The sequence below is a fragment of the Hymenobacter terrenus genome, assembly GCF_000972495.1.
Taxonomy (GTDB): Bacteria; Bacteroidota; Bacteroidia; order Cytophagales; family Hymenobacteraceae; genus Hymenobacter; species Hymenobacter terrenus.
This window is the reverse complement of sequence record NZ_LATM01000001.1, coordinates 146,489-166,069: the sequence shown is the minus strand read 5'-3', so window position 1 is coordinate 166,069 and position 19,581 is coordinate 146,489. Positions and strand designations below refer to the sequence as shown.

The 19,581-nt window shown below is 58.0% G+C and carries 17 protein-coding genes; 9 read left to right on the top strand and 8 right to left on the bottom strand.

The genetic code is table 11. The features are described 5' to 3' along the window. Nucleotides 1–150 precede the first annotated feature (150 nt). Both WX88_RS00790 and WX88_RS30665 read left to right on the top strand, forming a co-directional pair. Nucleotides 151–1,773, top strand: coding sequence for an ABC-F family ATP-binding cassette domain-containing protein (locus tag WX88_RS00790; protein ID WP_046242417.1), 1,623 nt, complete (start codon nucleotides 151–153; stop codon nucleotides 1,771–1,773). A gap of 105 nt (nucleotides 1,774–1,878) precedes the next feature. Then, nucleotides 1,879–2,703 (top strand): hypothetical protein, encoded by an 825-nt coding sequence (locus WX88_RS30665; RefSeq protein WP_046242416.1) that lies wholly within the window; start codon nucleotides 1,879–1,881, stop codon nucleotides 2,701–2,703. A 78-nt stretch (nucleotides 2,704–2,781) separates the two neighbouring features. On the opposite strand, the gene WX88_RS29795 is transcribed toward WX88_RS30665, so the two are convergent. Next, nucleotides 2,782–2,940 (bottom strand): lmo0937 family membrane protein, encoded by a 159-nt coding sequence (locus tag WX88_RS29795; protein WP_156175875.1) that lies wholly within the window; start codon nucleotides 2,938–2,940, stop codon nucleotides 2,782–2,784. Nucleotides 2,941–3,163: 223 nt separating this feature from the next. Here WX88_RS29795 and WX88_RS00780 point away from each other — a divergent pair, with 223 nt between their 5' ends. After that, nucleotides 3,164–4,051 (top strand): 3-hydroxyacyl-CoA dehydrogenase family protein, encoded by an 888-nt coding sequence (locus tag WX88_RS00780; RefSeq protein ID WP_046242415.1) that lies wholly within the window; start codon nucleotides 3,164–3,166, stop codon nucleotides 4,049–4,051. Nucleotides 4,052–4,231: 180 nt separating this feature from the next. On the opposite strand, the gene WX88_RS31265 is transcribed toward WX88_RS00780, so the two are convergent. Continuing rightward, a complete protein-coding gene (locus WX88_RS31265; protein WP_231590589.1) occupies nucleotides 4,232–6,037 on the bottom strand; it encodes an alpha/beta fold hydrolase in 1,806 nt (601 codons plus the stop codon). 378 nt (nucleotides 6,038–6,415) lie between these two features. Continuing rightward, nucleotides 6,416–7,279 carry a helix-turn-helix transcriptional regulator gene (locus WX88_RS27040; protein WP_052732215.1) on the bottom strand — a complete coding sequence of 288 codons (864 nt, stop codon included), beginning with the start codon at nucleotides 7,277–7,279 and terminating at the stop codon, nucleotides 6,416–6,418. Nucleotides 7,280–7,562: 283 nt separating this feature from the next. On the opposite strand from WX88_RS27040, the gene msrA reads away from it, so the two are divergent. Continuing rightward, entirely contained in the window at nucleotides 7,563–8,099 is a 537-nt protein-coding gene (gene msrA, locus WX88_RS00760) for a peptide-methionine (S)-S-oxide reductase MsrA (protein ID WP_046242414.1), read from the top strand. Between the two features lie 135 nt (nucleotides 8,100–8,234). Here the strand turns inward: msrA and WX88_RS00755 are convergent, their stop codons facing one another. From WX88_RS00755 to WX88_RS00745, 3 genes are all read right to left on the bottom strand, one after another. Next, nucleotides 8,235–8,858, bottom strand: a complete 624-nt coding sequence (locus WX88_RS00755; protein ID WP_052732214.1) for an NAD(P)H-dependent oxidoreductase — start codon at nucleotides 8,856–8,858, stop codon at nucleotides 8,235–8,237. A gap of 82 nt (nucleotides 8,859–8,940) precedes the next feature. Then, a complete protein-coding gene (locus WX88_RS00750) occupies nucleotides 8,941–9,537 on the bottom strand; it encodes a Crp/Fnr family transcriptional regulator (RefSeq protein WP_052732213.1) in 597 nt (198 codons plus the stop codon). Beyond that, the gene (locus WX88_RS00745; RefSeq protein ID WP_046242413.1) at nucleotides 9,534–10,358 is read right to left on the bottom strand and encodes a 2,3,4,5-tetrahydropyridine-2,6-dicarboxylate N-succinyltransferase; all 825 of its coding nucleotides are present in this window, start codon (nucleotides 10,356–10,358) and stop codon (nucleotides 9,534–9,536) included. Before WX88_RS00745 ends, WX88_RS00750 begins: the two co-directional genes overlap by 4 nt. Before the next feature lie 81 nt (nucleotides 10,359–10,439). Between WX88_RS00745 and WX88_RS00740 the strand changes: the two genes are divergently transcribed. From WX88_RS00740 to WX88_RS00720, 5 genes are all read left to right on the top strand, one after another. Continuing rightward, nucleotides 10,440–11,612, top strand: a complete 1,173-nt coding sequence (locus WX88_RS00740) for a glycosyltransferase (RefSeq protein ID WP_156175874.1) — start codon at nucleotides 10,440–10,442, stop codon at nucleotides 11,610–11,612. Nucleotides 11,613–11,721: 109 nt separating this feature from the next. Beyond that, complete coding sequence (locus tag WX88_RS00735; RefSeq protein ID WP_046242412.1) at nucleotides 11,722–12,732, top strand: 3-oxoacyl-ACP synthase III family protein; 1,011 nt, start codon at nucleotides 11,722–11,724, stop codon at nucleotides 12,730–12,732. 108 nt (nucleotides 12,733–12,840) lie between these two features. After that, a complete protein-coding gene (locus WX88_RS00730; protein WP_046242411.1) occupies nucleotides 12,841–13,503 on the top strand; it encodes a metal-dependent transcriptional regulator in 663 nt (220 codons plus the stop codon). Nucleotides 13,504–13,571: 68 nt separating this feature from the next. Further along, nucleotides 13,572–14,993, top strand: coding sequence for a tRNA uridine-5-carboxymethylaminomethyl(34) synthesis GTPase MnmE (gene mnmE, locus WX88_RS00725; RefSeq protein WP_046242410.1), 1,422 nt, complete (start codon nucleotides 13,572–13,574; stop codon nucleotides 14,991–14,993). 205 nt (nucleotides 14,994–15,198) lie between these two features. Beyond that, nucleotides 15,199–16,485, top strand: a complete 1,287-nt coding sequence (locus WX88_RS00720; RefSeq protein WP_046242409.1) for a citrate synthase — start codon at nucleotides 15,199–15,201, stop codon at nucleotides 16,483–16,485. 73 nt (nucleotides 16,486–16,558) lie between these two features. Here the strand turns inward: WX88_RS00720 and WX88_RS00715 are convergent, their stop codons facing one another. Together WX88_RS00715 and WX88_RS00710 are read right to left on the bottom strand one after the other, a co-directional pair. Further along, nucleotides 16,559–16,933: a hypothetical protein gene (locus tag WX88_RS00715; protein ID WP_046242408.1), complete on the bottom strand. Its 375-nt coding sequence runs from the start codon at nucleotides 16,931–16,933 to the stop codon at nucleotides 16,559–16,561. A gap of 667 nt (nucleotides 16,934–17,600) precedes the next feature. Continuing rightward, nucleotides 17,601–19,577 carry an OmpA family protein gene (locus WX88_RS00710; protein ID WP_072052913.1) on the bottom strand — a complete coding sequence of 659 codons (1,977 nt, stop codon included), beginning with the start codon at nucleotides 19,575–19,577 and terminating at the stop codon, nucleotides 17,601–17,603. Nucleotides 19,578–19,581 lie beyond the last annotated feature (4 nt).

The following is a 19,581-nucleotide window of genomic DNA, read 5'->3' as shown; positions in this document are numbered from 1 at the left end:
CGGGGCACTAATTTGACTGCTAACTAGTTATTTTCGTCAGGTCTGCCAACTACTTTCGCCCCTGGGATTCTGGCCCGAGTGTTGTTGCGTAATTTTGCGGCCTGCCGCTCCTGCGTGAGCGGTTTTTGTGAGCTACTATTTTCTGACTGAATGATTTCGACCACCAATGTGAGCCTGCGCTATGGCAAGCGCATCCTGTTTGAAGACGTTACTGCTAAGTTCTTGCCTGGCAACTGCTACGGCCTCATTGGGGCCAACGGCGCGGGCAAGTCCACGTTCCTGAAAATCCTCTCCGGCGAGCTGGAGCCCAACACGGGCTCGGTAGAAATGCCCGCCGGCCAGCGCCTGGCCGTGCTCAAGCAGAACCAGTTTGCCTACGACGACCAGCCCGTACTGCAAACCGTGATTCAGGGCCACCAGCGCCTGTACGCCGTCATGCAGGAAAAGGACGCCCTCTATGCCAAGGCCGATTTTAGTGATGCCGACGGCGAGCGCGCCGCCGAGCTGGAAGGCGAGTTTGCCGACCTCGAAGGCTGGAATGCCGAGTACGAAGCCGCCGAGCTGCTCTCGGGTCTCGGCATCGTCGAAAGCAAGCACCACGCGCTGATGGCCGACCTCGGGGCCAGCGAAAAAGTACGCGTGCTGCTGGCCCAGGCCCTGTTTGGCAACCCCGACGTGCTGCTGCTCGACGAACCGACCAACAACCTCGACGCCGAGAGCGTGCTCTGGTTGGAAAACTTCCTCGACTCGTTTCAGAACACGGTGATTGTGGTGAGCCACGACCGTCACTTCCTCGATGCCGTGTGCAACTACATGGCTGATTTGGACTTCGGCAAAATCACGATGTATCCCGGCAACTACACCTTCTGGTACGAAAGCAGCCAGCTCGCTCTGCGTCAGCGCCAGGATGCCAACAAGAAAACTGAAGACCGCCGCAAGGAGCTGGAAGAATTTGTGCGGCGCTTCTCAGCCAACGCCAGCAAGAGCAAGCAGGCCACCAGCCGCCAGAAGCTGCTGCAAAAGCTGACCCTGGAAGACATCAAGCCCAGCTCGCGCCGCTACCCCTACATCGCCTTCAAATCGGAACGCGAGCCGGGCAACCAGCTGCTGAGCGTGGAGAACATCAGCGCCAAAGTAGATGGGCAGACGGTGCTTAAAAATGTGAGTTTCACGCTCGATAAAAAAGATAAAGTGGCCATTGTGGGCCGCGACGACCGCGCCGCCTCCCTCCTCTTCGACATCTTGTTTGGCGAGGCCAAGCCGCTGACCGGGGAGTATAAGTGGGGTACTACCATCACGCCCAGCTACTTCCCCAAGGAAAATAATAACTACTTCCAGTCGGGCGAGCTGAACCTGGTGGATTGGCTGCGGCAGTACTCGGTAGAAAAAGACGAGAGCTTCGTGCGCGGCTGGCTGGGCCGGATGCTGTTCTCAGGCGAGGAATCGCAGAAGAAATCCAACGTATTGAGCGGGGGCGAAAAAGTGCGCTGCATGCTCTCCAAAATGATGCTCGAAGGCGGCAACGTGCTCGTTCTTGATGACCCAACCAACCATTTGGACCTGGAAAGCATCACTGCACTGAACAACGCGCTGCGCGACTACCCCGGCTCGCTGCTTTTCGCTTCCCACGACTTGCAGTTCATCGAAACCGTCGCCAACCGCATCATCGAGCTTACGCCCGACGGCATCATTGACCGGCGCATGAACTACGAAGAATATCTGGCCGACGAAACCCTGAAGGCGCAGCGGCAAAAAATGTATCACTTAGTTTAACGCTGCGTTGTTCAGTTGAGAAATAGGAGAATGAGGAAATAAGAATTCTCAGACAACAATTTCTCATTCCTCACTCTTAATTGCTCATTCCTCATTTCTTTTCAAATGAAACGTCATCTGCTCCCGCTGCTTTTCCTGGTTGGCGTAGCTTGCTTGCCTGCTCATCACGCGCAGGCTCAGGATAAACCGGTGCTGAACTCGGCTCCTCCCGGCCCGCCCCCCGCCACGCCCCGGCCGGTAGAAAAGGCCCCGGCGCCCGCTCCGGCGCCAACAACTGCCCCGGCACCCGCCCCCGCGCCGGAACCCACCGCCGCGCCGGCGCCGCAGCCCACGCCGGATAGTCCATCGGGCTTGAATTTCCCAAACCGCAACATACCCAAAGCCGGCTTGGACGGTGACAAGCCTTACAAGAAGAAGTTCATTTATACCAACTTCGGGCTGGGCTACACCTCGGGAGGTGGCCTTAATCAGTTCAGTGTCAGCGGTGCCCCGGCACTGGGCTTCCGGCTAAGCGAAAAGTTTGCGGTGGGTCCTGGCATATCCTACGCCTACAATAGCTTCTCGCTGCAGGATGGCTATAGCACGGGCACTCCGAATAATTCCCTGACCGAATCAGGTAGCAATAGCATCTCAACCAATAGCCTGGGCTTTAAAGCATTTGCGCAATACATTGTGTACAAAGAGTTTTTTGTACACGCGGAATACGAGGTAACAAATGCCCAAATAATTTACCAGGACGGTACCAGTGGGTATTTCTTTAAGCGGACTCAGAATGTTACTACTCCTCTCGCGGGGGTAGGCTACCGTTCGTACATCGGCGAAAATGCCGCATTTGACATTGTCGGACTTTATAATTTCAACAACAACATTTATTCCTTGTATCCCGGATTAGTGGTCCGTTTCAGCTTCTTATTTAATATTGGAAAATAACTGGCCAAAGCACAAAAAAGCCGCGCTAAATCTTTAGCGCGGCTTTTTTTGTGCTTTATAGTAAACCCAGGGGTGGCGCTATACAGCGCTTCTACCGCTAATGACGCGGAGCAGAACGGCGATAATCGCAATGACTAGCAGGGTATGAATGATGCCGCCCGAAAAGAAGCCGCCGAAGAAGCTTACTGCCCAGATGATGACGAGAATGACGGCGATGATATACAGTAGGTTGCCCATGGCGAGAGTTGAGTAAGGAAGGTGAAAGGAAAAGAATAAATGCTTCTGCGGGTTTGTACGCACCCCCTGCCAAAAGGATATAATAAATGAAAAAATTATTGTAAACAAGCAAACAAAATCACTAGCTTCTACGCAGAAATACCAGTTGCAAGTAACGCCGTAGCTTTGCTGACGAGCTCTACGGGGCTGTTTTTTCCTCTCCTACTTTTTTTCGCTAGTTTATATGAACGTCGCCGTTATTGGCTCCGGCACCATGGGCAATGGCATTGCCCACGTTTTCGCGCAGCACGGTTTTTCTGTCGCCCTCATCGATATCAACCAGCCGGCCCTGGACCGCGCTCTGGGCACCATCACCAAAAATCTGGACCGGCAAGTAGCCAAAGCCAGCCTGAGTGAAGATGATAAGGCTGCGACGCTAAGCCGCCTGCGCACCTTCACTTCGCTCGAAGCTGGGGTGGCGGGCGTGGGTTTGGTGGTAGAGGCCGCCACCGAAAACGTGGACCTCAAGCTGCAAATCTTCCGCGACCTGGACCAATACGCCCCGGCAGATGCCATACTGGCGTCGAATACTTCGTCGATTTCTATCACCAAAATCGCGGCCGTCACCAAGCGCCCGCAGCAGGTGATTGGCATGCACTTCATGAACCCGGTGCCAGTGATGAAGCTGGTGGAGGTTATCCGCGGCTATGCCACTTCGGATGCCGTGACGCAGCAAATCATGGACCTGTCGCGCCAGCTGGGCAAGACGCCCACGGAAGTGAACGACTACCCCGGCTTCGTGGCCAACCGTATTTTGATGCCGATGATTAATGAAGCCATTATCACCTTGTTTGAAGGCGTGGCCGGTGTGGAGGAAATCGACACGGTAATGAAGCTGGGCATGGCGCACCCCATGGGTCCGCTGCAATTGGCCGATTTTATTGGTCTGGATGTGTGCCTGGCCATTCTGCGGGTGCTGCACGATGGCTTGGGCAACCCCAAATATGCTCCCTGCCCGCTGCTGGTAAACATGGTGATGGCCGGCCGCCTGGGCGCCAAGTCGGGTGAAGGCTTTTATCAGTACACGGCCGGCTCGAAGGAGCTGGTGGTAGCCGAGCGGTTCCGCAAGTAGGCTGACAGTTGTTTTCCAAACCAAAAAAGGCCGGCCGCGAGTACTCGCGGCCGGCCTTTTCAGTGGCAGGCACCGTCATGGTTTGTTGAGACGCGAAGGGTCGCGTCTCACGTTTGCGCCGGCTGGGTACAGTGCCAACCTATCGTTCAATGCCGAGACGCGAAGGGTCGCGTCCCTACATCAGCTCAGAAAGCTCAATACGGCCTCTAGTACCTGCTCGGGCTTTTCTTCAAACATGTAGTGCCCACTGTCCAGAATGCCGACAAGTTGGCTGTTAGGCGCCATGGAGGGCAGGCTCATTTTGATGTTTTCATAGGACACGTAGCTGCCGATGCCCAGCACTGGCATAGTTAGCTGGGCGTAAGATTGGGCATCGGCCATGTCCTGCTCGAAGGTTTGGTACCAGGCGTTGGCTGCCCTGATGCTGTCGGCGGAGTTGTAAGCGGCAGCGTATACGGCCCGGTCAAAAGCCGACATTTTGCTTTCGTCCAGCATCACGTAGGCGAAAAGGTAGTCGAGCAAGTGCTGGAAACGGCCTTCCAGCAGCCTTTCGGGCAGGCCCTTAACTTGGTTGAAGGCCATCCACCACACATAGGGCTGGTGGCCGTCCATCTTGCCAGCAAAGGTGCCGGGCGCGGGCAGTAGCGACATGTAGCGCATGCCCGCGCTGGGGTGCCCGCCATCGGCCAGAATGAGCTTTTCGGTGGCATCGGGGTAGTTGAAGGCAAAGCTGGCGGCCACCATACCGCCGATGTCGTGCCCAAACAGCGAGGCTTTAGGCAGGCCGAGGTGCTGCATCAGCTCGTAGATATCGTGGGCCATGGTTTTCTTATCGTACCCTGATTCGGGCTTGTCGGAGCTGCCCATGCCCCGAATATCCACGATGATTACTCGGTGGTGTTGGGCCAGTTGCGCGGCAATGGGATGGTACGAAAACCAGGTTTGGGGCCAGCCGGGCAGGCAAATGAGCGGCTGGCCGCTGCCGCCTTCCACGTAATGCAGCCGCACCCCGTTGACGGTAGCATACTGGTTGCGGAAGCCAGGAAACTGCTTGATGAGCTCCTCATCAGAATAACTATCCAACGGCCTCAAATTGCGGAGGTCTACTTTTTTGCCAGTCAGCAGCTCCTGCACGGTGGTCCAGCGCAATTCCGGGTAACGCTGGTTGTCGAGCGTGTTGTTTTGTACGCTGAACATGCTCAGCATATACTGCATTTGCTGCCAGTCGGCATAAAGTTGTTGCTCGCCGTCTGGGTTGGCGGCTCGGGCCTGCTCGATGTGGCGGGCCAAATCGGCTCGGGAACCCAGCCGCACCAGTTTGAAAGGCCCTTTACCGGCGGCAGCGGCCAGCTCGGTGGGGCTGTGCTGGAAACTCGCAATGCGTAGGAAGCGGGGCGTGGCGGGGTCGAGGGCAACGGCGGCAGTGTAAGCGGCCGTGTCGTCCATAGTCGTGAAGTCGATGTGCCAGTCGGCGTCTTCCCAATACCCGACTTGATGCTGCTTGAAATCGAGCAGCGGAATGTTGTAGGTAAGCAACTCGGCGAATGCGCCGTTGAGAATGGAAGTGACCTGAATGGGGGATTGGTCGAGCTGCTGCTGAAACTCGCGCCGCAGGTCGAAGTTGCGGTTTGCACCGGCGGGCTGTTGGGTGTAGTCGCTGGAAAAATCGGAGGGAATGAACCGAGGCACACCGGCCGCCACGGCCGCAGCTAGCAGCACAGCTTGGGCGTCTACGATAACGTCGCGCAGGCCTGCCAGAGCTGAGATTACGCAGTCCACGCCCTCGCAGGCCAGGGTGAGGGCGGCTACGTCGGCCATGTCGACGCACCGAACATCTACGCCGTGACGAAGCAACTCAGTGACTTTTGCCTCGTCGGTTTCAGCCCGGACGATGGCCCGGACGGTTGCGCCACGCTGCCGCAGCGCCGCGATGATGCGGCCGCCAAGATTGCCGGTACCACCGGCTACTAGAATGGAAGAATTCATATTTGGGGGAGAATTAAGACAGTTTTAGCACTGCCGTTGAGGGAAGCAAAGGTCCCCTGCGGTCTCCCCACGCCTTGGTTGATTCTTGCGGCTTTCTTATGAATTCTTGCTTTCCGTCATTAATAGTATAGCGTCATGCAGAGTGAAATTAGAACGGTCATGCAGAGCGCAGCGAAGTATCTCGCGTGCAGGAAGTAACCCAAGGCGCCTGTCATGCTGAGCAGCGCAAAGCATGCTCTCGCCGCTGAACGAGTTAGCCGAATGTGAGAAGATGCTTCCTTCGTCAGCATGACAGACGACTGAATTAGTGGCGGCACGCGAGATGCTTCGCTGCGCTCTTCATGACCGTTCTGGTTAGTGATTCTGATTACCCTCGCTTTATCCGCGCTGAAAATCCCGAGGACTCTGCCCCACGGCGCGCTTGAACGCCGCCGAAAAATGCGCGGGCGAGGCAAAGCCCAGCGCATCGCTGATATTGGCCACGGGCAAGTGGCGGGCGCGCAGCAGCAATTGCGCCCGCCGGATTTTCCAACTCAGCACGTATTGGTAGGGCGACTGGCCAGTGGTGTGCTTGAAGCGTCGGGCAAAGTGAAACACGCTCAGGTTGGCCAAGCCCGCCAGCACTTCCAGCGTCACGGGCTGCTCAGTGGAGGATTCCAGGTAGGTGTCGATGCGGGCCAGTACGGCGGTGGGCAGCCGGGAGCCGGTGCCAGCCACGCGCCGCTCATAAGTGGCGTGGTGCTCGATGAGGTGGTAGCAGAGGGCATTCGTTAACGACTCGACGTAGAGCAGCCCAAGCGCGTGCTCGGTCCCGGCAGCGGCCAGCAGTTGCCGGCCCAATTGGGTGAGCAGCCCATCGGCAAAACAAAACCGCTCACGCAACGCAAAGTGATTCAGGTCGAGGCCTTGGCGGACCCGGTTTTCCAGCTGCTCGGCATCGATATGAACGTGGATTACATCGGCGGGGCCATCCAGGGAAATCGGGCCGTAGTCGCCGCCGGGGTACAGGCCCGCATCGCCGAATTGAAACCGGTCTTGCTCCAGCCGGCTCCCGCTCCGCCGGCTGGAAACCACCGGCTGGCTGCCCTGATGGATGATGAGCAGGTGCTGCGCGTGGTAGTGCGCCGGCAGCGCCATGGCATCCAGCTGGAAGCGTTCGACCCGGAGCCCCGGCCACGCCTGCCCGGCACTGGTTTCCAGCGCTGGCCGGCCATAGGTTTCGGAGTGGTAGGTGTAGCTCATCGGGCGCGGGAGTAGTTCGGAGGCAACCGGCAGAAGCGGCAAAAGGTTGGTGGCGGAATTGTGAACAGAGAACGTTAGGCTGAGCGAAGCCGAAGCATCTCTACCGCGCAAGTAATCCTTTTCTTGTTCTGGCGATGATATTACTGCCGCAGGCGAGATGCTTCGGCTGCGCTCAGCCTGACCACCTTTTTAGCTTGAATGCTTCCATTCGCCAACCGTAAGGAAATAACCTGCGTCACGTCTACCGGGTTGTTATCGTACATCAGGTTAAATTACCCCTCTCATGGAACAAGCAACATTCGGAGCCGGCTGCTTTTGGTGCGTCGAGGCTGTCTTTCAAAACCTTAAAGGCGTGGAGAAAGTGGTATCCGGCTACACCGGCGGCCGCATCAAAAACCCGACCTACAAAGAAGTATGCAGCGGCCTCACGGGTCACAACGAGGTAATCAACATCACCTTCGACCCAGCCGTTATCAGCTACAAGGAACTGCTCGAAATATTCTGGAAAACCCACGACCCGACCACCCTCAATCGCCAAGGCAACGACGTGGGCACGCAGTATCGCTCCGGAATTTACTACCACAGCGAGGAGCAAAAGCAGCTCGCCGAAGAGTACAAGCAGAAGCTTAACGACAACAACGCCTTTCCAAATCCGGTGGTGACGGAAATTGTAGCCGCCCCGGAGTTTTATCCGGCCGAGGACTACCACCAGAACTATTTCAACCTGCACGGCCACGAGCCCTACTGCCAGTTTGTGGCTCGGCCCAAAGTGGATAAGGTGAAGGCCCTGTTTGGCGAGAAGCTGAAGGCAGGCGTGTAATTCGCTTGCTTTGGTTTGAATAAAAAAGCCCGCTAATTGCGGGCTTTTTTATTCAAAGCGGCAAATTAAAAAACCGTCAGTACGCCGAGGCATCTATGGATTAGAAAGGACTAGATACTGTAATACAGAGCGTTATCAGCCTACAATAGAAGCTACTACGTGCGCGGAGGCCGCCGCGTCTAGCTCATGCTGGCAGCAGGCCGCAGCTTCCGCCAGGTAGGCGGCACGGGCGGCCTCGGTGCGGGCGGCAGCCAGGTCGAAAAACAGGTGCTGCCGCACTTCAAGGCCACAGAAGGTAAAAATGCCTTCGTCTTGCGTGAGGCGCAGAGCCGCAAACATGCCGGTGGGACCGTAGACGGCCGCCGGTACACCGTGCGGGGTGAGCAGAATTGCCTTTTTGCCGCGTAGCAGCGGCTCCAGGCCAGTGGGGCTATAGGCGTAAGCGAAACCGTTGGTGAATACTCGGTCGATATAGCCTTTGAGAATAGCCGGCAGCCCGGTCCACCACAGTGGTTTGATGACCAGTAGCACATCGGCCGCGGCGATGAGCTCCTGCTCGACGCGCACGGCAGTACCGACTTGCCCGGTGCGCGCCTGAGCAAACTCTTCGGACTCGAACACGGGGTCGAACCCTAATTCATAAAGGTCGCGCACTTCGACGTGGTGGCCGGCGGCCCGCAGCGTGGCCAGGCAAGTGTTTTTGAGGGCGGCGGTGAAGCTCGCCGGGTCAGGATGGGCGTAAAGGAGAAGTACGTTCATGAGCGTAACGACCGTGAATGATGAGGTCGCAAAGCTCTTGTTTCAGATTGGGCAAAACGTTGCGCTGGCGCAACGTTTGGAACTACAAGGTGTGCTTAAGGCGGCTCAGCGTGGCGGGGCTGAGATGCAGGTACGAGGCCACTACCTTGTTGGACAGGCGGGTGAGCAGGCCAGGGTGCGTCTGCCACAGCCAGCGCAGCCGGGCAGCGCCGTCCAGTTCCAGCAGGCTTTTGATGCGGTGAACGGAGTGCGCGTAGGATGCTTCGAGGGCCTGTTCGTAGAGACGGGCAAAGGTGGGCAGCGTCGTTTGCAGCTGCTGAAACTCGTCGCGTCCGATGGCCAGTAGCTGGCACGGCTCCAACCCGCGAAAATTCTCGGTGGTAAGCCGGCCCGTCAGGAAGCCCGGCAAGTCAGTCAGAAATTGGTTTTCAAAAAACAATTCCCGGGTACGCGGCACCCCGTTGACATCCACCTCATATACCTGCACGCAGCCCCGGACCAGAAAGTAGCAGCTGCGGCACACCTCCCCGGCCCGCAGCAGGAAGTGGCCGCGCCGGAGACCCGTGGGCCGAAAGCAATTCAGCACCTCATCAAGCCCGGCCACCGCCACTCCTGCCCGCTGGCAGATGTATTGCCGCAGCGCTTCATACGACTCATCCATTTTGCCGGCGGCCGTCATATCGCCACGCTGTGCTCACGTAATGCGTCGTTCAGGCTCGTTTTCAAATCCGTGCTGGGCTTGCGCTGGCCGATAATCAGCGCGCACGGCACTTGGTACTCGCCGGCCGGAAACTGCTTGGCGATGGAGCCCGGGATGACCACCGAGCGCGGTGGCACGTAGCCACGGTATTCTTTGGGCTCGGCGCCCGTTACGTCGATGATTTTGGTGCTGCCGGTGATGGTGACGCCCGCGCCAATCACGGCTTCTTTGCCGATGCGGCAGCCTTCGACCAGTATGCTGCGCGAGCCGATGAAGGCCCCATCTTCAATAATAACCGGGGCCGCCTGCACGGGTTCCAGCACGCCGCCCAGGCCTACGCCCCCGCTCAGGTGCACGCCCTTGCCTACTTGCGCGCACGAGCCCACGGTGGCCCAAGTGTCGACCATGGTGCCTTCGCCCACGTAGGCGCCGATGTTGACGTAGCTGGGCATGAGGATGACGCCAGGGGCCAGAAACGCGCCGTAGCGGGCGGTGGCGGGCGGCACCACACGCACCTGCTGGCCGGCATAATCGGTTTTCAGGCGCATTTTGTCGTGGTATTCGAACGGGCCTACCGACTCCGTTTGCATCTGTTGCAGCGGGAAGTAGAGAATGACGGCCTTTTTCACCCAGTCGTTGACCTGCCAATCGCCGCCGTCTTCGGTAGGCGGCGTGGCCACGCGCAGACGGCCTTTGTCGAGTTCTTCGATGACGTGCGCGATGGCAGCTTGCGTTTCGGCGCTTTGGAGCAGGGCGCGGTCGGCCCAGGCTTGCTCAATGAGAGACTGAAAATCAGACATAAGAAGGGGGATAATCGTCGGGAGGGGCCGTTGGAGAATTATTAGGCCCCTTGGAAGCGACAAAACTAGCATCTTTGGCCCGTGCTTGGCTCCGATTCTTCAGGTTTGGTGGTATTGCTGGCGTCCGTGTTGAAACCAGTGGACGATACCCGCATGCGGGGCAAATTCGCCGAAACGCTGCTCAGCCGCCCCGCTACCCACGTACACGTGGCCGGGCGCGCAACCGGCAACGGCCCGGAAGAGCAGTCTTCCCAAATCTGCCAGCACTGCATTTTCCGGGGCTCGCGGCTTAGCCTGAATCGGCTGGCTGCGCAGTGGCGCTACTGGCGCTTGCTGCACCGGCTACAGCCCGACCTCGTGATTGTGCACGCCCCCGAACTTCTGCCGCTCACCATGCTGTGGCAGCTGCTGGGCCGGGGGCGCCGGTTTCTCTACGATATCCGCGAAAATTACGCGCTGAACGTTTCCAGCCAGCGCGTATACCAAGGCCTCACGCGCCGGGGGCTGGCCGCCGGGCTGCGCCGGGTCGAAACCTGGGCTGCTCGCCGGGCACAGGGCCTTATCCTGGCCGAAGCCAGCTACGCTAACGAGCTGCCCTTCCTGCATTATCAACCCACCGGCCGGGTCGTCATTCTGGAAAACAAGTACCAGCCCACCCCTACGGAGGCCCTGCCAGCCGGCCCGCAAACACTGCCGACGCCGGACAAGCCGCTCCGGCTTCTCTACACCGGCACCATCTCTGAGCTGAATGGCGTGTGGGAAGCCATTGCCCTGACCGAGCAGCTTCGTACCGCCTGGCCCGGCGGGGCGCGGCTAACCATCGTGGGCTTTTGCCAGCAGCCCGGCCTGCTGCAACAGCTTGAGGACAAGGCCCAGCAAAACGCTGCCTGGCTGACGCTCATTGGCGGGGCCAGCCTGGTGCCGCACGCGCGTATCGTGGCTGAAATAGGCCAAAGCCACGTGGGGCTGCTGCCGTACCGGCCGCATCCGAGCACGGAACGCTGCCGCCCCACTAAGCTGTTTGAGTATCTAGCCCACGGGCTGCCCGTGCTTTCCTCGCCGAATCCGTTGTGGCACGAGTTGCTGCACCGGTACGAGGCGGGCCTGCAACTGGACTTCGCGCAACCTATTAATGGGCCCGCGCTGGTAGCAGAATTGCAGCGCCACACTTTCTATTCCCAAGGCATTCCCACTGAGGTGCTGTGGGCTTCGGAAGCAGGAAAATTATGGCATCTGCTGGATTCTCTCGTTTAACCTGCCACCTTTGCGCCCATTTTGCGTCAAGTGCGCAGCTTGACCCCCGCATTGGCCGCGCTATTTTCCGCGTCCCCTCACCCAGAATTCCTACTTCCTTATTTCCTCCATGGCAACTTTACGTCACGCTTACATCGCCGGTCTCGGCCACTACGTCCCGAGCCGGGTAGTCAAAAATGCCGAGCTGGAGCCCATCATGAATACCTCCGATGCCTGGATTCAGGAGCGAACTGGGATTCAGGAGCGGCGCTGGTTTGAGGAAGGCAAGGATACCACCGCCAACATGGGTGCCAACGCGGCCCGCAAGGCTCTGGAAATGGCCGGCCTCGCCCCCGACGATGTACAGCTAATTGTGTTCGCGACGCTCTCGCCCGATTATTTTTTCCCCGGCTCCGGCGTGCTCATGCAGCGCGAGCTCGGCATGACTAATAATGCCCCGGCCCTGGACGTGCGCAACCAGTGCTCTGGCTTTGTCTACGCCCTCTCCGTAGCCGACCAGTTTATCCGCACGGGCATGTACGACACGGTGCTGGTGGTGGGCTCCGAAATTCACTCGTCCGGCCTCGATAAGTCGCCGAATGGCCGGGCGGTTTCGGTGATTTTCGGCGATGGCGCCGGGGCCGTCGTGCTGCGGCCCAGCACCACCGACGGTCAAGGCATTCTCAGCACTCACCTACACGCTCAGGGCGAATTTGCCGAGGAACTCATCGTGAAAGAGCCCGGCTCGAACCGTGACAATCGGGTGCAGCAAATCATGGACAACCAGCCGGACCTTTATCCCTACATGAATGGCCAAAACGTGTTCAAGCACGCCGTAGTGCGCTTCCCGCAGGTCATCAAGGAGGCCCTCGACCAGAACGGCTACCAGCCCACGGACATCGACATGCTCATCCCGCACCAGGCCAACTTGCGCATCACCCAGTACGTGCAGCAGAAAATGGGGCTGTCCGACGATAAAGTCTTCAGCAACATTCAGCGCTACGGCAACACCACCGCCGCCTCGGTGCCCATCGCGCTCAGCGAGGCCGTGCAGGAAGGCAAAATCAAGCGCGGCGACCTTGTCTGCCTGGCCGCCTTTGGCAGCGGCTTCACCTGGGCTTCAGCACTGATTAAGTGGTAGGCAGGGCTTCGCAATTATGAGTTATAAATTAAAAATCATGAATGGTTGCCGCCCCTTCACTTGGTAATCTTTCTTAATTTTTAACTCATAATTTTTAATTTGAAAGGAATGCCCAGTCATACCGAGGAAAACTATCTTAAAGCCATCTTTAAGCTGGCGGAAGCCGAGCCGGATACGGTGGGCGTCAGCACCAACCGCATTGCGGCAGCCCTCGCTACCCGCGCTGCTTCGGTCACGGATATGCTGCGCCGCCTCGCCGAAAAGGGCCTGCTGAATTACGAAAAGTACCGCGGCGTGCAGCTCACCGCCGAAGGCCAGCGCCTGGCCCTGCTCACCATCCGCAAGCATCGGCTATGGGAGGTTTTTTTGGTGCAGCAACTCGGCTTCAACTGGGATGAGGTGCACGAGGTGGCCGAGGAGCTGGAGCACGTGCAGTCGCCCCTGCTGATGCGGCGGCTCGATGCCTTCCTGGGCCACCCTGCCCTCGACCCCCACGGCGACCCCATTCCCGCCGAGGACGGAGCCATGCGCCGTCCCACCACCCGCCTGCTGGCCGACCTCGGCCTGGGGGAACGGGGCACCCTGGCGGCCGTTAAAAACACCTCAGCGCCCTTTCTTCAGTACTTGGATAAAGTAGGCCTCCAGCTCGGGGCCCTGGTTGAAGTGCTGGACAAAATAGCCTATGATAACTCCTTTGAAATTAAAATCAACCGCGAGCAAAAAGCCCTGATTTCGGCCGAAGTGAGCCGCAATTTGTTTGTGACGGAATAGGCTCAACTGGCCCACACAGCCGGCCACCTTCCCCAAATCTGATTAATCCGAAAAAGCCGAGCGAATTCGTGGTTCCGACAATTTTCTCCGATACCATCGTGGCTTTGTCCACGCCGCCGGGCGCGGGCGCGCTGGCGGTGGTCCGCCTTTCCGGGCCGGCGGCCATTGCCATCACGGCTTCGGTTTTCTCCAAAAAAAGCCTGGCTGATGCCCCCGGCCACACCCTGCACTACGGCACCCTGCGCGCACCCGACGGTGGTGAAATCCTGGACGAAGTGGTAGTAGCCCTCTACCGTGCCCCGCGCTCCTTCACCCGCGAAGACGTCGTGGAAATCAGCTGCCACGGCTCCGACTACGTGGTACGCCAGGTGCTGGCCCTGCTCCTGCGCCAGGGCGCCCGCCTGGCCGAAGCCGGCGAATTCACCAAACGAGCCTTCCTGAGCGGTGCCCTGGATTTGGCCCAGGCCGAAGCCGTAGCCGACCTCATCGCCGCCGACTCCGCCCTGAGCCACCGCGTGGCCCTGAACCAGCTGCGCGGCGGCTTCTCCCAGGAGCTGCGCGACCTGCGGGGCCGGCTCATCAAGTTTGCCGCGCTGCTGGAACTGGAGCTCGATTTCGGCGAGGAAGACGTGGAATTTGCCGACCGCACCGGCTTGGCGCAGCTGCTGGCCGAAGTACGGGGCGTGGTTGCGGGCTTGCTGCGCTCCTTCGAGTTGGGCAACGTTATCAAAAACGGCATCACCGCCGTGATTGCGGGGCGCCCCAACGCGGGTAAGTCCACCCTGCTCAACGCCTTGCTGCGCGAGGAACGCGCCATCGTGTCGGCCATTCCCGGCACTACCCGCGACTTTATCGAGGATGAAGTCAGCATCGACGGCCTGCGGTTTCGGTTCGTGGACACTGCCGGCCTGCGCGACAACCCCGCCGATGAAGTGGAGGCTATTGGCGTGGCTCGCACCCGCCAGCGCGTGCGCCAGGCCGCCCTGCTGCTCTATCTGTTTGATTTGACGGAGCTGACGCCCGCCGAGGTACGAGCCGAAATAGCAGAATTGACCACCGGCCTCGACCTACCCGTGCTGGCCGTCGGCAACAAGACAGATTTGGTCTCTTCCGCAGTTCAGGCCGCGTTTGTTAGCGAGTTTCAGGAGCACAAGTCCCGTACATCCGAGGCTCCGTTGGTCCTGCTGGCCGCGGGCCAGCACCAAGGCTTGGAAGATTTGCAAGTGGCCTTACTAGCGCAGGTGCGCGGCTCAGCGCTGGAAAATACTGCTTCCGCTACCATTGTCACCAACGTGCGGCACGCCCGGGCGCTGGAAACGGCCGCCGCTCACCTCGCAGCCGTGCAAGCAGGCCTCGACATCGGCCGCGGCACCGAGCTCCTGGCCGCCGACCTGCGCCATGCGCTGGCCGCGCTCGGCGAGATTACCGGCGAAATTTCTTCTGAAGACCTGCTCACAAGTATTTTCACCCAGTTCTGCATTGGCAAATAATGCGCGTCTGGTTTATAAAAAGTGGCTTTGGCTATAAATCTTTGCAATCAGGGCCCATTAGCTCCATACGTGTTTTTGAGGCCTATTACCGAAGCCCGGGGGCCCATTCCTTTGTACTGAAAGCATCCCAACCGTCCGGAATATTTCCCGGCTTACGGCTTTTGCGTTAGTTTCGCACTGAAAATTTTTCTTATTCCTCCCGCCCATGGCAGAATCTGCTGAACTTATCCTCGACGGCAAATCGATTAGCTTGCCCGTCATTGAAGGCACCGAACACGAAAAGGCATTTGACATCGGCAAACTGCGCGACCAGACCGGCTACGTCACCCTCGATTCGGGCTACAAAAACACCGGCGCCACCAAAAGCGCCATCACCTTCCTCGACGGTGAAGAAGGCATCCTCCGCTACCGAGGCTACCCCATCGAGCAGCTGGCCGAAAAGTCAAGCTTCCTCGAAGTAGCTTACCTGCTGATTTACGGCACGTTGCCCACTCAGGCGGAGTTCGATAACTTCCGCTACCAGATTACCCAGCACACCCTCATTCACGAGGACATTCGCAAGATTCTCGACGGTTTCCCATCGTCGGCCCATCCCATGGGCATCCTGTCGTCGCTGGTGTGTTCACTCACGGCATTCTATCCCAAGAGCATTGCGCCCGAAATCAGCAAAGAGGAACTCGATTTGAACATCGTGCGCCTAATGGCTAAAATATCGACCATCGCCGCATGGAGCTATAAAAACTCGGTGGGCCACCCGCTCATCTACCCGCGCAACGACCTCGACTACTGCGCCAACTTCCTCTACATGATGTTCAGTTTCCCGACTGAGAAGTACGAAGTCAATCCGGTGGTTGTCAACGCCCTCAATAAGCTACTCATCCTGCACGCCGACCACGAGCAGAACTGCTCCACCAGCACTGTGCGCCTCGTGGGCTCGGCAAATGCCAGCCTCTATGGCTCGGTTTCGGCCGGCATCAATGCCCTGTGGGGCCCCCTGCACGGTGGTGCCAACCAGGAAGTGGTGGAAATGCTCGAAGCCATTCAGGCCGACGGCGGCAATACCCAGAAGTGGGTCGACAAAGCCAAGGACAAGAACGACTCGTTCCGCCTCATGGGCTTCGGCCACCGGGTGTATAAGAACTTCGACCCGCGCGCTAAAATCATCAAAAAGGCGGCCGACGAAGTGCTTACCGCCCTCGGCATCAACGACCCGCTGCTGAAAATTGCCGGCGAGCTGGAGCAAGCGGCCCTCACCGACCCGTATTTTGTGGAGCGCAAGCTGTACCCGAACGTGGACTTCTACTCGGGCATCATCTACCGCGCCCTCGGCATTCCGACCGAGATGTTCACGGTGCTCTTCGCCATGGGCCGCCTGCCCGGCTGGATTGCCCAATGGAAAGAAATGCGCGAAAATAAAGAGCCCATCGGTCGTCCCCGCCAGATTTATACCGGCGAGTTGGAGCGCGACTATCAGGAAATCAGCGCCCGCTAGTTCCTTTTGTTCAGCCAAACAAAAAGCCCGCTCTATAAAGCGGGCTTTTTCGTGTCCGGCCGGGGGCTCTCCCCTATTTTAGGTGGTGCGCGGTAAAGTTGTTACGGAGGTTTTGGTAAGCTACCAGCTGCTTTGGCTGGAGCAGGTTGGTCAGCTCCGTTTCGTAGCGCTGCTGGGCTTCGGCGAGCCGGGAATCGCGTTCTTCGGCGCTGGCACCGTTGAGCATAATCTCCAGGTCGCGGCGCTCCGTGAGCATGTTCAGGTGCAGCTGCTTCACGGCTAGGTATTGGGCCTCGTTGAAGTGGATGCGTTGCGCCAGTGCCCTGGTGAGCGTAGTAGCGCGGTTCAGCATGGCCTTGGAGTAGGAACCATCTCCGGGGCCAGCGACGGCAACCGGAGTCGCGCTAACACCCGCTGCAATGCAAGTAGCCAAGAACAGATTTTTCATGGATTTGAGGGTTGATAGTGAAAAGATGAAGTGACTGGCCAACTCTACAGCGTTTGACCTATCCAAACGTAAGCAGAATATATTTTTGAACGAAAAATATTTTTTATGGCACTTTTTTCATTAGTTCATTTCACTCAATATCTATAACTCACTCATTTTTATTTGTTTGATAGCATACGAAAAAGCTGCTAGTAAGGTCAAAAAAAAACTTGCCAATTGGCAAGCCATATTTTTTTACGCGGGAATGCCATTAAATTTTCATTTGCCTAAAGCCTTGCTTTAAGTAAAACGCATCGAATTCCGTTTTTATCCCCGCAATCCATTCTGCAATTTGTTCAATTCGAAGCTTATAGCCAGCTTAGAAATCTTGGCTCATCACGCCATACCATTCCCTAAAACACTCCTCATTATTTAGCGACCAAGCCGGGTAAGAGGTCTTTTTACTGCTTATTTTCAACAAGCTGTGATTTCCCTTAAAAAATATTTGAACCACCTAGAACGATGTAGAGACGCAACACTTTGCGTCTCGTCGTTGAACAATCAACACTGCGCCGCGTTGGCACCGTCATGAATACCATCAGCAACCGCGAGCCCGCAGAGCAAATGACAGGAGCAGACCTAGTCTCTGGACAACACTTCAATAATCGATAGACAGCCAAACCGGCTTCTATAGAATATGCAACTCGATGCGGCGGTTTAGCTGGCGGTGGGCCTCGGTATCGTTGGCCGCAAGGGGATGCCCTTCGCCGTAGCCTTTGGAACGCAGGCGCGTGGTGGAGATGCCATGCCCCGACAAATACTCCACCACCGACTGGGCCCGGCGCTGCGACAGCTGAATATTAGCTTCCGGCGTGCCAACGTTGTCGGTGTAACCCGATACTTCAATCTGCACGTCCCGATATTGCTGTAAGAACTCAATGAGCCGATTCAGCTCGGTGCGGGACTGGGGCTTGAGCTCGTACTTGTTGGTATCGAAAAACAGGTTGTTCAACACCACGCTACGCCCCGAGCGCACGGGCTCCAGGTAGATATCCAATGTCAGCGGATTAAAGCTGTGCTGGTCGGAATAGTCGAAGCTGAGGCTTTTGAGCAGATACTTATCGGCGGCGGCGTACATGGCGTAGTGATGGCCTTCATTGAGCACCACCGTATAGTCACCATATTCCGGGTCAGAAGTCACAAACTGCGTTAGCACGTCGGTATCAAGGTCGTAGAGCTTAACCTCGGCCTTGAGTGGCTTCTTGGTATTGGCGTCGAATACCCGGCCTTGCGTATAAGTACTCGTTTCGCGGGCCTTCACCGGGGCGGGCACCGTGAAGCTGAACAACTCCACGGGCCGCTCCCGCGCCAGGCGCTGCCCCGCCGCTGGCTCCTCCGAGGCCCGGCTGCGCGAGCAAAAACCCTTCTGGTTATCCGAGGTGACAAACAGCGACGCTTCGTTTTCGAAGGTATTAAGGGGAAAGCCCAGGTTACGGGGCGGGCTCCAGCTGTTAGCCGACGTTTTTTCACAACGAAACACGTCGAGCCCGCCCATGCCCACCAGCCCATCGGTGACGTAGTAGAGCGTAGTACCGCTGGCATGAATAAATGGGGCCATGTCTTTGCCCGATGTGTTCACGGGTGTGCCCAGGTTCTGAGCCGGGCTCCAGGTGCCATCGGCTTGCAAGGTGGTCACGTAAATATCTTCCTGCCCCTGGCCACCGCGCCGCGTTGAGGTAAAATACAGGGTGCGGCCATCGGCCGAGAGCGAGGGCTGCGAATCCCACTCCGTCGAGTTGACGGCGATGCCCAGGTTTACGGGCGGACTCCAGTTGTTGCCGGTGCGGCGCGAGATGTATAAGTCGCAGTTGCCAATGGCTTTGGGCCGGTCGCAGGAGGCGAAAACCAGGGTTTTCCCATCACCCGAAATCGAACCCGCACCTTCGTTGTAGCTGGAGTTGATGGCTGGCGAAATGGGTACGGGAACACCCAATGAGCCGTCTTTGTTCTGCCGACTAATATACAGGTCTTCGCCGCTGCTGGCCGCTGGCCGCCCCGTGAACAGCAGAAACCGATTGTCCGCCGTGAGCGCCGGAAAATACTGAAACTTAAAGCTATTCAGCGGCGCGGGCAGCGGTACGGGAGCCTCGCCCATGGGGTGCTTCATGGCCTCCAGCGCGAACTCGCAAGTAAGCAGCTGGCGCTGCGACTTGGCCAGGTTGCGCTGGGTTTTGGGCGCTACTTTCAGCAGTTGCTGATAGGCCGTGAGCGCCGTTTGGTAATCGCCGTAGCTCAGCGCCAAATCGCCCAGCAACTGGTATTCTGAGGAATGAGATGGGTCGGGCGAGACTTTAGCCAAGCCTTCGCGGTAGGCCGCGAGCGTGCCACGGTTATCACCAATAGCCTTCAGCAGGGAGCCCTTCATCAAAAAAGCCTCACCAAAGGAGGGAAACTTTTCGTTCAGCTGATTCAGGGTTTCAATGGCCTTGATAAAGTCCCGCTCCTTGGTTTGCTGTTGCGCTTTTTCCAGCAGACTGCGGGCCTTGGTGTTGGTAGGAGTTGGTACCCGGACGGGGAGCTGGCTCCAGGCCGCTTCCGCTGAAGTCAGCCATAGCAGACACAGCATTCCGAGGCGCAGGGCCCCCAACACAGAAATACGATGCATAGGA

Coding starts and splice junctions, on each gene's coding strand:
- WX88_RS29795 (WP_156175875.1), bottom strand. CDS start 2,940: ATGGGCAACCTACTGTATATCATCGCCGTCATTCTCGTCATCATCTGG.
- WX88_RS00750 (WP_052732213.1), bottom strand. CDS start 9,537: ATGACGGCCGCCGGCAAAATGGATGAGTCGTATGAAGCGCTGCGGCAA.
- WX88_RS00730 (WP_046242411.1), top strand. CDS start 12,841: ATGCCCAGTCATACCGAGGAAAACTATCTTAAAGCCATCTTTAAGCTG.
- WX88_RS00780 (WP_046242415.1), top strand. CDS start 3,164: ATGAACGTCGCCGTTATTGGCTCCGGCACCATGGGCAATGGCATTGCC.
- WX88_RS31265 (WP_231590589.1), bottom strand. CDS start 6,037: ATGAATTCTTCCATTCTAGTAGCCGGTGGTACCGGCAATCTTGGCGGC.
- WX88_RS00735 (WP_046242412.1), top strand. CDS start 11,722: ATGGCAACTTTACGTCACGCTTACATCGCCGGTCTCGGCCACTACGTC.
- WX88_RS00790 (WP_046242417.1), top strand. CDS start 151: ATGATTTCGACCACCAATGTGAGCCTGCGCTATGGCAAGCGCATCCTG.
- WX88_RS00710 (WP_072052913.1), bottom strand. CDS start 19,577: ATGCATCGTATTTCTGTGTTGGGGGCCCTGCGCCTCGGAATGCTGTGT.
- WX88_RS00715 (WP_046242408.1), bottom strand. CDS start 16,933: ATGAAAAATCTGTTCTTGGCTACTTGCATTGCAGCGGGTGTTAGCGCG.
- WX88_RS00745 (WP_046242413.1), bottom strand. CDS start 10,358: ATGTCTGATTTTCAGTCTCTCATTGAGCAAGCCTGGGCCGACCGCGCC.
- WX88_RS27040 (WP_052732215.1), bottom strand. CDS start 7,279: ATGAGCTACACCTACCACTCCGAAACCTATGGCCGGCCAGCGCTGGAA.
- msrA (WP_046242414.1), top strand. CDS start 7,563: ATGGAACAAGCAACATTCGGAGCCGGCTGCTTTTGGTGCGTCGAGGCT.
- WX88_RS00755 (WP_052732214.1), bottom strand. CDS start 8,858: ATGAACGTACTTCTCCTTTACGCCCATCCTGACCCGGCGAGCTTCACC.
- WX88_RS30665 (WP_046242416.1), top strand. CDS start 1,879: ATGAAACGTCATCTGCTCCCGCTGCTTTTCCTGGTTGGCGTAGCTTGC.
- WX88_RS00720 (WP_046242409.1), top strand. CDS start 15,199: ATGGCAGAATCTGCTGAACTTATCCTCGACGGCAAATCGATTAGCTTG.